This window comes from Streptomyces sp. NPDC101152, assembly GCF_044768275.1.
Lineage (GTDB): Bacteria > Actinomycetota > Actinomycetes > Streptomycetales > Streptomycetaceae > Streptomyces.
This window is the reverse complement of sequence record NZ_JBIWPO010000046.1, coordinates 37,814-53,112: the sequence shown is the minus strand read 5'-3', so window position 1 is coordinate 53,112 and position 15,299 is coordinate 37,814. Positions and strand designations below refer to the sequence as shown.

Sequence of the window (15,299 nt, the reverse complement as noted above, 5' to 3'; positions counted from 1 at the left end):
CCCGCCCCCCCGGCCGACCCCAGGGGGCGCCCCCGGGGCGCCGCCGGGGGGCCGACCACGAGCGACGGATACCGCGCCCTGCTGGCCTGGCTGCTCTTCTTCGGGACCGTGCTCGCCGTCGGCGTCGAGGGCACCGGATCCTATGGCACCCAGCTCGCACGCGTCTTGTCCGCTTCCGGCCTGCAAGTGTTCGACATCAACCGGCCTGACCGGCGCATGCGCCGCCAGCTGGGCAAGTCCGATCCCATCGACGCCTACGCCGCCGCCGAGGCAGTCGTCTCCGGACGCGCAGGCGTCATCCCCAAGACCCACACCGGTGCCGCCGAGGGGGTGCGCCTCCTGCACAACGCCCGCACCTCGGCCATGAAGGCCCGCACGCAAGCCATCAACCAGATCCGCAGCCTCCTGGTCACCGTGCCCGACACCCTGCGCGGCCAACTGTGCGGTCTGGCAGCAGCAGACCTCATCAGTGTGTGCGCCAGGCTCCGGTCGACGCCGGACCTGGCCGACCCCACCGCCGCAGCCAAGTTCACCCTGCGTCGCCTTGCCCGCCGATACCAGGACCTCGGGCGTGGAAATCGGCGAGTAGGACGCCGAGTTGACCGCACTGGCGGCTCGTGCCGCGCTGGTGCTACTGGCCGTGAACGGCGTCGGGCCAGAGACCGCTGCCCGCCTCCTGGCGGCAGTCGGCGACAATCCCGAGCGCCTGCGCTCCGAGGCAGCCTTCGCCCACCTGTGCGGCGCCGCACCTCTGCCGGCTTGCTCCGGCCGCCGGGACCGCCACCGGCTGAATCGGGAAGGCAACCGGTCCGCCAACGCGGCCCTTTACCACATCACGGTCGTCCGCATGTAGCACGACCTCCGCACCCGCGAGTACGTGGCCCGACGCACTGCACAGGGACTGCAGAAGAAGGACATCATCCGCTGCCTCAAGCGCTACATAGCCCGCGAGGTCTTCAGAGCCTCGACCTGCACAAACATAGCGAAGGCCGACCTTGCACAGGCCACTTGACAGGAGATAGGAGCTTCTCCGGTTGGGCAGGGCGGCTTGGTAGGTCACCCGCTCCAACCGGAGCTTAGTTACGTACGAGACGGGACGGCCAGCAGGCGTCACACCACCGTGACCTGCAACTTTCCGCTACCACTGCGACTTTGAAATAGCCCTGGTGGCCGAGGTGTGCTTGACCCTCTGGGTGGTCGTCGTGCATGTCCTGACCATGTGCGGCCGGAGGGCGATCTCGGTCAGACGGGTGACATGGCGGATGTCGTCGCGGAGGCCCGAGACGGACTGTTGTGGTGAGAGCCGGTGACGCCGCAGGCGCTCACACTCGCGATCACGATGAGCGGCACTCCAGCCACAGCGTCCGCTGCTTGTTGATCACCGACCCTCTTTCCCCTTGCCTGTTTGCAGATCGAACCGTAAGACGGCTGTCCTGTGGACAGATTCCGCGAAGCATTGCGTCTCTTAAGACTTTACAAAGCGCGGGGGTGCGAGCGACGTGCTCACGACGTCAGATATGCCTCCACCTCACTGAACTGCCCTGCGGGCCAGCCGGTGTTGGCGCTCACCGACAGCCTGAGATAGCGCAGGTTCGTACCGGTCGGCAGGGCGACGGTCGCCGTGTTGCCGGTCACCGGGTCGAAGCGGTAGCCGGTGGCGCCGAGGACGGTCGAGTAGGCCGAACCGTCGGTGCTGCCGAGCACGGTGATGGTCTGGGTGCGGGCGCCCCAGGCGGAGGAGGGCGGCAGCCTCAGCACCAGCCGGCGGACCGCGTAGGTGGAGCCCAGGTCGACCGTCCAGGACTGCGGGAAGGCGTTGTTGGTCGACTCCCAGTAGCTGTTCGCGTCGCCGTCGACGGCCTTGCCGGGGGTGTAGCCGTCCTGTGAGCCGGTCGCGGTGGCCGGACGTCCCTTGGCGAGGTTGCGGTTCGGGTCGGGGTCGGGGTTGCCCTGACCGGGCTGCGGCCAGGTCGAGCAGTCCGCCCAGGTGCTGCTCCAGCCGGAGTTGCCGCCGCTGTCGGTGAGGACGAAGGTGCCGGAGTTCGCCGGATAGGGGCAGTTGTAGATTCCCGCGGCGCCGACACCCGTCGCCGTGACGTTGCGGAAGGTGGCTGCGCCCTGGGCCTCCGCCTGGACGGCGACGGTCCCGGTGCCCCGCACGGTCGCGCCGTCCACGGTGACGTTCCTGACCGGGTAGCCCTGTCCGCCGCCCGACACGAACTCGAAGGCGCTGTACGGGCTGTCGGTGACGGTGGTGTTGGTGATGTTCACCTTGGCGTTGACGGCGCTGTCGTAGGAGTCGACGCGCAACGCGCCCATGGGATGGTTCCAGTTGGGGTTCATGGCGCCGGTGCGGACGAGGGTGTTGCCGTCGACCGTGATCGTGCTGGCGAGCGGGGAGAAGGGGTCGAGGAACTTCTGGTTGGAGATCGCGATGCCGCTGCCGAGGGCGTTGGTGTCGGAGACCAGGTTGTTCCTGACGGCGATGTCGGTGCCGCCGTAGATCGCGATGCCGTTGGCGAGGTTCGGCTGCGAGACGGTGTTGTTCTCGAAGCTGGAGTCGGTGTCGGGCGAGTACAGCGACCACATGGCGAGCGCGTCGTCACCCTGGTTGCGCAGGAAGTTGTTCCGGACGCGGACGCTCTTAGCGGTGCCGTTGAGGTTGATGCCGTCGGCGGTGGTGTCGAGGATGCGGCTGTTCTCGATGACGAGGTTGTCGTTGTTCCCCGTCAGCCACAGGCCGACCTTCATGTGCTGGATCCACATCCCGGAGACCGAACTGTTCGGCCCCAGGGAGCCGTTGACGAAGTTGTCCGGGTTGGAGTCGACGCGCTCTGTGACCTCGCCGATGACGGCGAAGTCCTTGATACGAACGTTGCCGGAGGAGCTGGACTGGTCGATGAAGCGGGAGGTGTGGACCACGGAGTACCAGCTGCCGGCGCCCTGCAGGGTGACGTTCTGGACGCCGCTGAGCGAGGACGTCAGCCTGTAGTCGCCGGGCGGGATCCAGACCACTCCCCCCTGGGCGGCGGTGATCGCGTCCCGGAAGGCCTGGGTGGAGTCGCCGTTGCCGCTGGGGTCGGCACCCTTGGAGGTGACCGAGACGGAGCCCGCGGGCTGGGTGGCAGCGGCGCCGACCTGCTCGAAGTCGGCCACGTCCACGGTGACTTGTGTACCGGTCGACTGGAAGGCGACCTTGTCACCCGGCTGGAGGTTCTGGCCGAGCAGCAGTCGGGCGTTGTCGAAGAAGTGGTGCGTCTTGGCGCCCGGGATCCAACCCGTGTCGATGTACGAGTACTTGGAGGTCACCGGGAGGGTCTTGGCGAGCTTGGTGCCGTTGACGTACACGTCGAGCGAGCCGGACTGGCCGTCGGGGACGCTGTAGGCGAGGTTCACGGCGTTGGCCGCGCGCGGCACGGTGAACTCGACGCGCTGACCGGAGGTGAGCCGTACGGCCTGGCGCCCCGATGCCTCGGAGGCGAGGGTGCCCTGGGTGTAGTCGGGGCCGATCTTCGACCCCGTGGTCGTCGCGGACTCGGCCTCGACGGAGGTGAAGGGCAGGGTGGCGCCGGCGGCCGCGTGGGCGGCCGGAGTAAGGGTGACGAGCGTGCCGGCCGCGAGGGCGACGACCGCGCCGATCGCTGGCATGCGCCTGACAGATCTGGACCTGGACATGTGCCGATCCCTTCGGGGTGGGGGTGCGGGGGACAGCGGGGTGCGGTCTCAGCCGCGCAGCCAGACCGCCGTGTCCGTGGGCAGTCGGCCGTCCGCGTCCAACGGGCCGCTGCTCAACAGGAGTTCGGTGTGGGGCGGGAGGCCGGCGCTCTCGTCGGAGAGGTTCACGACGCACAGGGCGCCCTCCGCGCGGGCGAAGGCGAGAACGTCCTCGGGCGCGGGCAGCCAGGTAAGCGGACCGTCGCCGAACGCCGGCCGGAGCCCGATCGCGGCCCGGTACAGGTTCAGTATCGAGGCGGGGTCGGCGGCCTGGCGGTCGGCCGCGTACTCGGGCCAGTCGGCGGGCTGCGGCAGCCAGGGTTCCCCGCCGAATCCGGCGTACGGCGCCTCGGCTGCCCACGGCAGCGGCACCCGGCACCCGTCGCGCCCCGGGTCCGTGCCGCCGGAGCGGAAGTACATCGGGTCCTCGACGCGGTCGCGGGGGATGTCGGCCTCGGGCAGGCCCAGTTCCTCTCCCTGATAGAAGTAGACGGAGCCGGGGAGGGCGAGCGAGAGCAGGGCCGCGGCGCGGGCGCGCCGGGTGCCGAGGGCGAGGTCGGTCGGGGTGCCGAAGGCCTTCGTGGCGAAGTCGAAGCCGGTGTCCGCGCGGCCGTAGCGGGTGACCGTGCGGGTGACGTCGTGGTTGCAGAGCACCCAGGTGGCGGGGGCGCCGACGGGGGCGTGCTCGGCGAGGGTCGTGTCGATGGCCGTGCGCAGGCGGCCGGCGTGCCAAGGGCAGGACAGGAAGGAGAAGTTGAAGGCAGTGTGCAGTTCGTCGGGGCGGAGATAGCGGGCGAAGCGTTCGGGATCGGGGAGCCACACCTCGCCGACGAACATGCCGTCGTACTCGTCCGCGACCGCCCGCCAGGAGCGGTAGATGTCATGGAGTTCGTCGCGGTCGACGAAGGGGTGCGGCTCGGGGGCGTCGGCGAGGTCGGGGTCCTTGGCGAGCAGGGCGGCGGAGTCGATGCGGACGCCCGCGACACCTCGCTCGAACCAGAAGCGCAGGATGTCCTCATGCTCCTGGCGGACGGCCGGATGGGCCCAGTTGAGGTCGGGCTGCTCGGGTGTGAACAGGTGCAGGTACCAGTCGCCGTCGGGCAGCCGCCTCCACACCGGCTCGGTGGAGCCGACGAACTGCGACGGCCAGTCGTTGGGCGGCAGTTCGCCGTGCTCGCCGCGTCCGCGCCGGAAGTGGAACAGCTCGCGTTCGGGGCTGCCGGGTCCGGCGGCGAGCGCGGCTCGGAACCACGGGTGCTGGTCGGAGACATGGTTGGGCACGATGTCGACGATGGTGCGGATGCCGAGTTCCCGGGCCTCGGCGATCAGCTTCTCGGCCTCGGCGAGGGTGCCGAAGGCCGGGTCGACGGCGCGGTAGTCGGCGACGTCGTAGCCCCCGTCCTTCATCGGCGACTGATACCAGGGGTTGAACCACAGGGCGTCCACGCCGAGTTCGGTGAGGTAGGGCAGTCTGGCGCGGACGCCCGCGAGGTCGCCGGTGCCGTCGCCGTCGCCGTCGGCGAAGCTGCGGACGTAGACCTGGTAGATGACGGCGGAGCGCCACCACTCCTTGCGGGCATGGCGGGACGGTCCCACGGTGCGTGCCTTTCTGTCGGAGGGAGGGCGTCAGCCCTTGGTGCCGCCCGCGCTGATCCCGGCGATGATGTGCCGCTGGAAGACCAAGAAGAGCGCGACCATCGGGATGCTGGCGATGACCATCGCGGCGATGAGCACGGTGAGCTGGATGTTCTGCGACAGCTGGACGAGGGCCACGCTGATGGGCTGCTTGTCGGTGTCGGAGAAGACCATCAGCGGCCAGAGGAAGTCCTGCCAGACGGCGACGAGGGCGAAGATCGAGACCACCCCCAGCACCGGCCGCGACATGGGCAGCACGATCGACCAGAGCGTGCGCAGTTTTCCGGCGCCGTCTATCTCGGCGGCCTCCAGCACATCGCGCGGTAGCTGGTCGAAGAACCGCTTGAGCAGATAGAGGTTGAAGGCGTTGGCGACGGCCGGCAGCCAGATGGCGAGGGGTTTGTTGAGCAGTCCCAGGTCCGCCACGGTGAGGTACTTCGGTACGACCAGGGCCTGCGCCGGGACCATGAGGGTGGCGAGGATACCGCCGAGGATCAGCCTGCCGAAGGCGGGCCGGAGCCGGGAGAGGGCGTAGGCGGCCGCGGTGCAGAACACCAGCTGGCAGGCCCAGGCGCCGGCCGCCTGGACGACCGTGTTCCAAAGGTGCCGCGGGAGCTGCATCAGGTCCCAGGCGTCGGTGTAGCCGCCGAGGTGCCAGTGGTCGGGGACGAGGGTCGGTGGGGTCCGCGCGATCTCGTCCGGCGATTTCATCGCGCCGGTCACCATCCAGTACACGGGGAAAAGGAAGGCGAGGGCGAAGAGCAGGACGACGGCGGTGAAGACCGTCCAGTAGAGGGCCTTGCCGCGGGGGCGGGCCAGGGTTGCCGGGGAGATCAGGGTCCGGGTGCTCACGCGTCCTCCTCCCCGGAGCGGGTCAGGCGCAGATACACGGCGGAGAAGGCGCCGAGCAGCGCCAGGAGCATGACGCTGAGGGCGCAGGCACCGCCGAAGTCGTTGTAGAGGAAGGCGTACTTGTAGATCAGGTAGAGCACGGTGACGGTGGCGTTCTCGGGGCCGCCACCGGTGATCACGAACGGTTCGGTGAAGACCTGCATGGTGGCGATGACCTGAAGGAGCATCAGCATCAGGATCACGAAGCGCGTCTGAGGGATCGTCACGTGCCGTACGCGCTGCAGCAGGTTGGCGCCGTCCAGCTCGGCGGCCTCGTACAGCTCGCCGGGGACGGACTGCAGGGCGGCGAGGTAGATCAGCACCGTGCCGCCCATGTTGGCCCAGGTGGCGACGAGGACCAGGGAGACCAGCGCGGTGTCGGCGCCGTTGGACCAGTTCGAGGTGGGCAGGTGCAGGAAGCGCAGAGCCTCGTTGGCGAGGCCCGCCCCGGGGTCGTAGAACCACTTCCACAGCAGGGCGCTGACCACGGGCGGGATCATCACCGGCAGATAGACCACGATCCTGAAGAACGCCCTCGCGTGCCGGAGTTCGTTGAGGACGAGGGCCATCACGAAGGGGATCGCGAAGCCGATCAGCAGGGCGAGGACCGTGAAGGTCAGGGTGTTGCGCCAGGCCGCGGAGAACTCGGGGTCGTGCCAGACGCGGGTGAAGTTGGCGGTGCCGACCCACTGCGGCGAAGAGCCCGGTGTGTACTTCTGGAAGGCGATCACGACGGCACGGATTGCCGGGTACCAGGAGAACAGGGCGAAGCAGATCAGGCCGCCGAGGAGGAAGGCGTAGGCGCGGGCCTGGTCGGCGAGGCGGCGCAGTCCCCGGTCCCCTGCCCGGGACGGCGCCGGGACCGTGGGGGCGGCGGCCGTCCTGGCCCGCTGCCGCTCGGCCGTCTTCGTCATGGCCGTCAGCCCCGGGCCAGAATGCCGTCGATCTTGCCGGAGGCCTCCTTGAGGAGCTGGTCGATGTCGGCGTCCTTCTTGGTGAGGACGGCGGAGACGGCGGAGTCGAGGACGGAGTAGATCTGCTGGGCGTCCGGCGGCTCGATCTTCAGCTGGAGGCTGTGGTTGCCCTCGAGGAAGGCCTGGTAGTTCGCCACCGGGACATTGGCGTTGGCCTTCTTGACCTGCTGGTCCCTGGCGTCGGCGGAGCCGGTGAACAGGCGCGGCTCGGGCAGTCCGACCGGGGCGTTCGCCTTCTTGGCGCGGGCGTAGTCGCCGAGGAAGCCGGTGCCCGGGGTGAGGAACATGTGGTCGAGCCACTTCAGGCCTGCGCGGATCTGGGCGGGCGTGTCGTGCTTGTTGAACATGTAGCCGTCGCCGCCGATGAGCGTGCCCTTGCCGCCGGGCATCGGACCGAGCGCGAGGTCCTTGTAGTTGCCGCCCTTCTCCTTGACGAGGATCGGGATGTTGTCCGGGGCGGAGAGGTACATGCCGAGCTTGCCCGAACCCATCATCTGCTGCACGTCGTTGATGACCAGGAGCTGCTTGCTGCCCATCGAATCGTCGGTCCAGCGCATGTCGTGCAGGTTCTGCAGGACGGCGTGTCCCTCGGGGGTGTCGATGGTGGCCTTCTTGCCGTCGGCGCTGACGACGTCGCCACCCTGGGAGTAGAGCTCGGCGGTGAAGTGCCAGCCGCCCTGGTTCTGGGCGCTGTAGTCGGCGTATCCGAGGGTGCCGTCGCCGAGGGCCGCGATTCTCTTGGCGTCGGCGCGGACCTCGTCCCAGGTCGCGGGCGGCCGGTCGGGGTCCAGGCCGACCTTCTGGAAGAGCTTGCGGTTGTAGATCAGGCCCATCGAGTAGCCGGTGCGCGGGACGCCGTAGATCTTCCCGTCGGCGGTGTAGATGTCGCGCAGCTGCTTCTGGATGGAGTCGTAGCTCTTCAACTCCTTGATGTACGGCGTCAGATCGGCCGCCTGGCGGATGTCGACGACGCGCCTGGCGTCGGTGAAGTACGTGTAGAAGAGGTCCTCCATCTGCCCGCCGGCGAGCTTGGCGTCGAAGGTCTTGGGGTCCTGGCAGGGGAACGCGTCGTGCGCGACGACGTCGATGTCCGGGTGCTTCTTCTCGAAGGATGCGACGTCCTGCTCGAAGAAGCCGCGGTCGACCTTGGCGCTCCTGGGCGGCTCGCAGTTGACGGTGATGCGGGTCTTCCCGCTCGCCGTGCCGTCGCCGCCGGACCCGCAGGCGGTGGCGGCGAGGGCGAGGGAGGAACAGACGCTGAGCGCGACGAACGTACGGCGGAACCCGGTGCTTCTCATCGGTGGACCCCTCGTGGCAGGAGCGGTGGGCGCCGCACACTCAAGCACCGCCGATATCCGTCCGCAAGATGTCGCGCAGAATCTGTAATTATTCGACAGCTGATGGGATCTCAGGGGCGAGGAGCCTGCGCGGTCGAGCCGCGCACCACCAACTCCGGCTCGAACAACAGCTCTTCGGCGGGTACGGAGCCGCCGCCGACCTGCGCGTTCAGCAGTTCCACGGCAGCGCGCCCCATGGCCTCGATGGGCTGGCGGACGGTGGTCAGGGGCGGCTCGGTGCAGGTCATCAGCGCGGAGTCGTCGTAACCGACGACGGAGATGCGCCCCGGCACATCCAGCCCCTTGCGGCGAGCGGCCCGGATGACGCCGAGGGCGAGCGGGTCGCTGGCGCAGATGAAGCCGGTGACTCCGCGGTCGATCAGCCGGGAGGCGGCCGCGTGACCGCCCTCGATGGAGAACATGGCCCGTGCGACATGATCCTCGGGGAGGTCGCCGAGGGCCTGGGCGGCGGCCAGTTTGCGGGCCGACGGCACATGGTCGGCGGGCCCCAGCACCAGCCCGATCCGCTCGTGCCCGAGCGAGGCGAGATGCCGCCAGGCCTGTTCCACGGCCACGGCGTCGTCGCAGGAGACGCCCGGGAAGCCGAGGTCGTCGATGCACGCGTTGACCAGCACCACCGGGATGTTGCGCTCGGCGAGCCGGCGATAGTGGTCGTGCGGGGCGTCGGCCTGGGCGTACAGGCCGCCGGCGAAGACGACGCCGGAGACCTGCTGTTGCAGCAGCAGGTCCACGTAGTCGGCCTCGGAGACACCGCCCTTGGTCTGGGTGCACAGCACCGGCGTGAGGCCCAGCTGGGCGAGCGCCCCGCCGATCACCTCGGCGAAGGCCGGGAAGATGGGGTTCTGCAGCTCGGGCAGGACGAGACCGACGAGCCGGGCGCGCTCACCCCGCAGCTGGGTGGGCCGCTCGTAGCCGAGGACGTCGAGGGCGCTGAGCACCGCCTGCCTAGTGGTTTCGGAGACACCCGGTTTGCCGTTGAGCACCCGGCTGACCGTGGCCTCGCTGACCCCGACCTTCTTCGCCACCTCAGCAAGTCGTCGCGTCATGAGCGCAAGAATAGCGCAAGAATCGCAAACAGCTTGCGTTAACCGTGTCGGCTGTCGGGGGCGACAGCGGTCCAGTGGTTCAGTGGGCGGCCCACAGGCCCCGGACGTGCCCGAGGCGACGGGTCATCACCTCGCGGGTGCGCTCGGGGTCCCGCCCCAGCAGGGCGGCTTCCTGCTCGGGGTTCTCGCCGTCGGTTGTGCGCGTATGGCTGTACTCGTCCGGCTCGTCGCCGCCCGCCGACTCCCTCGCCGACGCCCGGTCCACCACCACACCCGGCCTCCCGCCCGCCCCCGAGCAGCCCGCGAGCGGAAACCGGCCCGCCGACACCCGGAACCTCACCCCAACTCCGGCCACCGTGCCGGGTGAGCTCGCGGCCGGCGCGACGACGCCGCCCCCGCCGGCCCCGGCCGACGACGACCGGGCGGTGGGGCTCCGCAAGGCCGCCGAACACCACCTGCCCGGCGTCACCCTGGCCGCGCTGCGCTTCGCCCGCGCCAACGACCCGGCATTCCCCGGCTCGATCGACAAGCGCGGCGCCGAACTTTTCTACCGCGTCGGCGACCTCAGCTTGTTCTTTATCTACCAAGATCTGCCGGGCTTGCCGATGGCCTTCAGGGTCTCGGGGCGTTTGACGGTCTTGCCGACGTCGTAGCGGGGTGCCCGGTGTTTGTTCTTGACGCCGGGTGGTCGTCCGGGTCCGGCGCCTCGAGGTTTGGGAACACGGGTCGGGCAGGCCAGGTGAGCGCGGATGTTCCTGAACCCTCGGCGGACCCGGGCGGGGGTGAGCCGGCCGGAGGCAGCTGGTTTCTCCCAGGGGCGGCGGAGGTCCTTGGCGAGGGGCCGGGCAAGCCGGAGCTGGGTGTGAGCGACGATCAGGATCCAGGTCCAGCGGTCCGCCGCCTGGGGACTACGGAGTTTCGGGGTGGTCCAACCGAGGGTCTGCTTCGCGAAGCGGAAGGTGTGCTCCAGGTCGAAGCGGCGGAGAAATGCCTGCCAGAAACGGTCCACGTCGTCCGGAGTGACGCCTGTCTTGGAGGACCATAACCACACCGGCGGGGCATCACGGTCCTTCGACAGATGCTCGACCTTCAACCGGATCAACGTGCCTTCAACCAGGGGAAGTTCACCGTCATGGTCGAGCCATGAGGAGCGGTGGGTGAGCCTTGGGTGGACCCGGTCCCATGCCTGCGTCTCGGCCTTGCCGTAGTTGGTGGTGTCGGTGACGGTGGTGATCGCGGGCTCGGGCCAGGTCTCCGGCTTGGCGAAGCGGAATTCCGGGCCGTGCTTAGGCGGCCGGCCGCCCTTCGGGTCGTAGACACGAGGCGGCTTAGGCAGTCGCATGACGCGGTCGGAGCGGACCCGGCCGACCAGCTCGACCGGCAGATCGCGCAGGACCCAGGCCAGGCGGGTGACGTCGTAGCCGGCATCGCTGACGATCACGATGTCCGGGTCCCCGGCCCGCCACTGACCCGCGGCGATGAGCCGTTCAACGACTTCCCGCAGCTGAGCGGCTGTGACCGCGGTGGCGTCATCCACCGGTCCGAGCCGGACCGCGTCCAGGATCGCGGTCCACGAGGTGGCGCCAGGCTCCAGGACGGCGACGAAGGAGTAGGGCCAGCCCGGGATGAACAGCCGCTACGACGGCGGAACGATGGGTGGTCTTTCACCCCCATCCGGTACATCAGCGCTTCGTGGCGCACCATCCATCAGCTCGAACAACTCATCGCGCCGAGCAGTCAGACACTCGTAGAACTCGCCCCGGAAGCGTGACGCTTCCGCGAACGCATCCCTCCGCACAGCATCAGGCAGCAGACTCACCCTCACGGCCTTCGTCGGTCACGTGCACCTTGGTCGGAGCACAGGATCAGACGAAGGCCGCCCCCATGTCCGGCAAACCCCCAGGTGAGCGACTCAGTACGAGACACCGTTCGAGGCCGGAAGAAAAAGAACAAGCTCAAGAAGTGAGCCCGCCACCGGACCCACGCCGCCACCGGCACCACCGACCTCGACTGACCAGCCGGACACGCCACGGGCCCCGGGGGAGAAGACATCCCCGAGGCCCGGCGTATGGAGTCGTGCTGTTCAACGACGACGCGACGTCGGCGTCACGCGGTGCATCCTCTGCCTCGCCCGACGCCGAGCCGGCGTCCTCTTCGCGATGCTCCGCGACGGCACCTTCTACCAACCACGAACCCCGATCACCTCTTGACCAAAGTCATAGGGGCGCCCCCCGCGTCGGCGGCGACGACGTAGCCGGCGTTCTCCGTGACTCCGGCGCAGCGCACTTCGGCATGGGACAAGGGCCGCCTCGGCGACGATGACGGCGCCCGGTGCGGCGCGGTGGATGGCCGTGCGCGGCACGAGGTTGTCGCCACCGCCACCAGCGCCGTCTCGTCCCGCCCAACCATCATACGAGGCTGTATCAGTGCAGGTCAGAAGGTTCATTGCCTCACTGATTGATCAAATCGGTTGGGCCGCTGGTCCGCCCTGGCAGGGCCGATCTAGCGTTCTCGCAGTGCTCAGGCTTCAGCCCGGCACAGCCGCCCGGAGCCCCCGCCCTCGGGTGCTCACCCGCTTTGAACCACTCGCTGCTGCCGCCCGGCCGGGCGGTGGAGAAAGAAGGACCACCCATGCGTAATCGCCTCTTCGTCGGCTTCGCGACGGCCGGCCTCATCCTGGTCTCCGGCGTCGGGACCGCGACCCAGGCCTCGGCCGCGACTCCGACCGGGTCGTCCGGCGCCGCTGTTCCCACGGCGGTCGGCAAGACCGCCAACGCCGCCGTGCAACCCGCCATCGTCTCCGGCTGCTCGGCCAGCTACTTCTGTTTCTGGAACAACGCGAACTACAACGACGGCCCCGGAAAGGTCTCCGGCAACAACCTGAACTGGGGCTATTTCCAGCACATCACCTGCCCCAACGGCAGCTGGGGTGGCTGTGCCTCCTCCCTGGACAACGCGGGCACCAGCGGCATGGGTGTGTACGTCTTCAGCGGCGCCGACTGGGGCGGCTATGACGCCTGCATCGCGGACAACGCGACCTACTCCAACCTCGCCGGCTGGAACTACGGAGCCAGCGGGGTCAACATGAACGACACCATCTGGAGCAACAAGTGGACCTGGGATTGCTGAAGTCGTCGGCAACGTGAGGAAGGGCGACTGACCATGGCAATCCGCTCGCGACGTGGAGCCCTCCGCGGCACGGCAAGGCTTCTGGCCGCGACGGTGTCGGCCGCCGTCCTGGCCACGGTGTCCGGGTGCGCGACGCACCCGGCGCCGAGGCCGCACGCCGAGGCCGCGGCGGCGCAGTTGCGCGACGCCGCCGCGGTGCTCACCAGCGACGCCACCACGATGCGTCGGAGCTGGGAACTCTTCGGCGAACAGCAAGTCCTGGTACAGCGGTGCATGGCGCAAGCCGGATACCACTATCTCATCACCAGCGCCGGTCCCGAACCCGCCATCGGCCTGACCACGGCCGATGTGAAAGGGGCCGCCTCGCCGCCCAGCTACGGGGTGACCGCCGACGCGGCGGGTCCCTCGACACCGGCGCAGGACCTGTATGTGCGCGGTCTGGCCCCGGCGCAGCAGGCCCGCTACGCGGGCGCGCTCGACGGTCCGACCGACCAGGCGGCCAACATGACGCTGCCCAGCGGCACGTCCGTCACCTACCGCACCGGCGGCTGCCTCGGAAAAGCACGGGCAACGCTCTACGGCAGCGTCCGAGCCGCCCTGGAGAACGCGTCCGTACCCCAGGATGTGGAGCAGCTGTTCGAACGCTTCCTCGGCCCGAACCGTCCGTACCAGACCGCTGTCAAGACCTGGCAGCGGTGCATGGCCGAGAGCCGCCGGAAGGCGAGGACCCCCGCCGATCTCATCGGCTCACTCCAGTCACTGGCCGCCTCGGGGGTGAGCGGGAAGACACTGACGGCCCGGGAGAGCGCCGATGCCACGGCTGACCTTGTCTGCGACGCCCGCTCCGGCCTCCGGCGGACGTTGGCCCAGCAGAAGACAGCCTTCCTGGCGAAGCAGCCCGTGCGGACACTGGCGCTGCTCGACCGTGTATGGAAGGTCCGCGAGCAGGCTCATGGGGCGGACGCGGAGTAACACAGCGGGGCAGGTCTCGGCGAAGTCACCAGGCAGGCGGTCAGCGTCGCATGCGGGCCGGGCACAGCGATCAGCGGCGTGTAGACGAAGGCGTCGCGCAGCGCCGGATCGTTGACAGTGACGCTCTGCTGCGGCTCGTCGTGCGCGCTCAGGGTGAGTCGGTCCCTAACGCGGGTGTTCCAGACCCGGGCCCAGGCCGCCCGGCACAAGGGGTTGTACCGGATCTCCAGGCCGGCACCGGTCGGGGTGACCAGATCGAGCAATGTCTGCGGTTCGACCCCGCACAACGCCACACCGGGGTCCCGGCCGTTGCAGGCGGCACCTCTGCAAGAGACGTGGAAGCCGCCGCCGCTGCCCTGGTCGGTGGTGGCCGCGACGGCCACCACTCCGCAAGCGGTGAGTAACCCGACGGCCGCTGCGACGAGCCAGACGCGGCGACCTGCCCGCCGATGGACAGGCGGCGCCGGTACCGTCTTCGTGTCCGCCGGGGCATCGTCCCGACTCCTCGTCTGCGGCGGCCGGATGGAGCTGCGGCGGCTCCACTCCGCTTCGGCCAGTTCCCACAGCGCGCGCATCCGCGGCTCCGGTTCGCCTGCCAGGCGGCACAATCCGCGCACAGCGAGCCAGGGCGGCAACGCCTTGCCACTGAGGTAGCGCTGCCAGGAGGACTTGCTGTACGCGGACTCCTCGGCCAGCGCAGCGAGGGTCAGCGCCGAGTGCTCCCGCAGTCGGCGCAGTTCGGCCGCGAGCCGCGCGCATTCCGGCGGTGTCTGGTTCATCGTCGCAGCGCCGCCCAGGTGCGCGGGCCCACTTGACCGTCGACATCCAGATGGTATTTCTTCTGGGCCCGGATCACCGCGGCCTCGGTCAGCGGCCCGAAGGAGCCGTCGATACCGCCCGGCGTGATGTCCACGCGCTGCAGCAGGCACTGCAGCTCGGCGACGTCGGAGCCGGTCATGTCGACGACGAGTTGCTGGGTGCGGGTGGTGCTGTTCCCGGCGTACCACAGACCGTCCCGGAGGGTGTACACGCAGGTGTAGACGACGCGCCTGCCGACGCCGGCCGCAGGACGAGCGGCGCCGGCGCTCGGGGCCATCACCAGTGCGGTCGTGACGGCCCCTACGACCGCTCCGGCGCCGGCGGCGAGCAGTGTCTGCCAGGTCCGCGACCGGCGCCGCTCCCCGGCGCTGTCCGTCCCGCCCGCGGCCGGCAACCCGTCCACGGGCTCGTCCAGTCGCGGCGGCGGCTCGACGCCCACGGCCTCGGCCCGCCGCCGCGAGGCGTCCTGCGCCATCTGGTGGACGGCCAGCAGCCGGACCACGTCCGCATCGACCACCTTCGCCAGCGCCTCGACCGCTTCGCGCGGCGGGAACGCCCGGCCGCTGAAGTAACGCTCCCAGGACGAGGTGCTGTACCCCGTCTCCTTGGCGAGTTCCAGCGTCGTCCGCCCGCTGGTGTCCTTCAGTTCCCGCAACTGCGACACAAGCTTGGCAACCGCCGGCTCCAGCTCCGCCGGCAACGCACGCCATCGCCCCACGACCGCCCCCGAGGAAGACGAAAGAGTTTTCTCCACACCCGTC

At 69.4% G+C, this 15,299-nt stretch carries 13 protein-coding genes and 2 pseudogenes; 5 read left to right on the top strand and 10 right to left on the bottom strand.

Annotation, left to right across the window (positions count from 1 at the left end; all coding sequences use genetic code 11):
- Nucleotides 1–108 precede the first annotated feature (108 nt).
- Nucleotides 109–354, top strand: a pseudogene (locus tag ACIRVK_RS36465) (transposase); the annotation flags it as partial.
- 244 nt (nucleotides 355–598) lie between these two features.
- Nucleotides 599–853 carry a transposase gene (locus ACIRVK_RS36460; protein WP_404254861.1) on the top strand — a complete coding sequence of 85 codons (255 nt, stop codon included), beginning with the start codon at nucleotides 599–601 and terminating at the stop codon, nucleotides 851–853.
- Between the two features lie 650 nt (nucleotides 854–1,503).
- On the opposite strand, the gene ACIRVK_RS36455 is transcribed toward ACIRVK_RS36460, so the two are convergent.
- From ACIRVK_RS36455 to ACIRVK_RS36425, 7 genes are all read right to left on the bottom strand, one after another.
- Complete coding sequence (locus ACIRVK_RS36455) at nucleotides 1,504–3,648, bottom strand: discoidin domain-containing protein (protein ID WP_404254859.1); 2,145 nt, start codon at nucleotides 3,646–3,648, stop codon at nucleotides 1,504–1,506.
- 75 nt (nucleotides 3,649–3,723) lie between these two features.
- Complete coding sequence (locus tag ACIRVK_RS36450) at nucleotides 3,724–5,310, bottom strand: alpha-amylase family glycosyl hydrolase (RefSeq protein ID WP_404254857.1); 1,587 nt, start codon at nucleotides 5,308–5,310, stop codon at nucleotides 3,724–3,726.
- Nucleotides 5,311–5,340: 30 nt separating this feature from the next.
- A complete protein-coding gene (locus ACIRVK_RS36445; protein ID WP_404254855.1) occupies nucleotides 5,341–6,201 on the bottom strand; it encodes a carbohydrate ABC transporter permease in 861 nt (286 codons plus the stop codon).
- On the bottom strand, nucleotides 6,198–7,154 hold the full coding sequence (locus ACIRVK_RS36440; protein ID WP_404254853.1) for a carbohydrate ABC transporter permease: 957 nt from the start codon (nucleotides 7,152–7,154) through the stop codon (nucleotides 6,198–6,200). Before ACIRVK_RS36440 ends, ACIRVK_RS36445 begins: the two co-directional genes overlap by 4 nt.
- Nucleotides 7,155–7,159: 5 nt before the next feature.
- Nucleotides 7,160–8,512 carry an ABC transporter substrate-binding protein gene (locus ACIRVK_RS36435; RefSeq protein ID WP_404254851.1) on the bottom strand — a complete coding sequence of 451 codons (1,353 nt, stop codon included), beginning with the start codon at nucleotides 8,510–8,512 and terminating at the stop codon, nucleotides 7,160–7,162.
- 110 nt (nucleotides 8,513–8,622) lie between these two features.
- Nucleotides 8,623–9,618 (bottom strand): LacI family DNA-binding transcriptional regulator, encoded by a 996-nt coding sequence (locus ACIRVK_RS36430; protein ID WP_404254849.1) that lies wholly within the window; start codon nucleotides 9,616–9,618, stop codon nucleotides 8,623–8,625.
- 79 nt (nucleotides 9,619–9,697) lie between these two features.
- Entirely contained in the window at nucleotides 9,698–9,958 is a 261-nt protein-coding gene (locus ACIRVK_RS36425) for a hypothetical protein (protein WP_404254847.1), read from the bottom strand.
- Between the two features lie 16 nt (nucleotides 9,959–9,974).
- On the opposite strand from ACIRVK_RS36425, the gene ACIRVK_RS36420 reads away from it, so the two are divergent.
- Nucleotides 9,975–10,271: a hypothetical protein gene (locus ACIRVK_RS36420; RefSeq protein ID WP_404254845.1), complete on the top strand. Its 297-nt coding sequence runs from the start codon at nucleotides 9,975–9,977 to the stop codon at nucleotides 10,269–10,271.
- Here ACIRVK_RS36420 and ACIRVK_RS36415 read toward each other — a convergent pair.
- Nucleotides 10,199–11,437 (bottom strand): annotated as a pseudogene (locus ACIRVK_RS36415) (transposase). The gene ACIRVK_RS36420 and the pseudogene ACIRVK_RS36415 sit on opposite strands and share 73 nt — an antisense overlap.
- Nucleotides 11,438–12,249: 812 nt before the next feature.
- Between ACIRVK_RS36415 and ACIRVK_RS36410 the strand changes: the two are divergent.
- Entirely contained in the window at nucleotides 12,250–12,747 is a 498-nt protein-coding gene (locus ACIRVK_RS36410; RefSeq protein ID WP_404254843.1) for a peptidase inhibitor family I36 protein, read from the top strand.
- Between the two features lie 33 nt (nucleotides 12,748–12,780).
- Nucleotides 12,781–13,719, top strand: coding sequence for a hypothetical protein (locus tag ACIRVK_RS36405; RefSeq protein ID WP_404254841.1), 939 nt, complete (start codon nucleotides 12,781–12,783; stop codon nucleotides 13,717–13,719).
- Here ACIRVK_RS36405 and ACIRVK_RS36400 read toward each other — a convergent pair.
- A complete protein-coding gene (locus ACIRVK_RS36400; RefSeq protein ID WP_404254839.1) occupies nucleotides 13,698–14,498 on the bottom strand; it encodes a DUF2690 domain-containing protein in 801 nt (266 codons plus the stop codon). The two genes, ACIRVK_RS36405 and ACIRVK_RS36400, sit on opposite strands and share 22 nt — an antisense overlap.
- Nucleotides 14,495–15,256 carry a peptidoglycan-binding protein gene (locus ACIRVK_RS36395; protein ID WP_404254837.1) on the bottom strand — a complete coding sequence of 254 codons (762 nt, stop codon included), beginning with the start codon at nucleotides 15,254–15,256 and terminating at the stop codon, nucleotides 14,495–14,497. Before ACIRVK_RS36395 ends, ACIRVK_RS36400 begins: the two co-directional genes overlap by 4 nt.
- Nucleotides 15,257–15,299 lie beyond the last annotated feature (43 nt).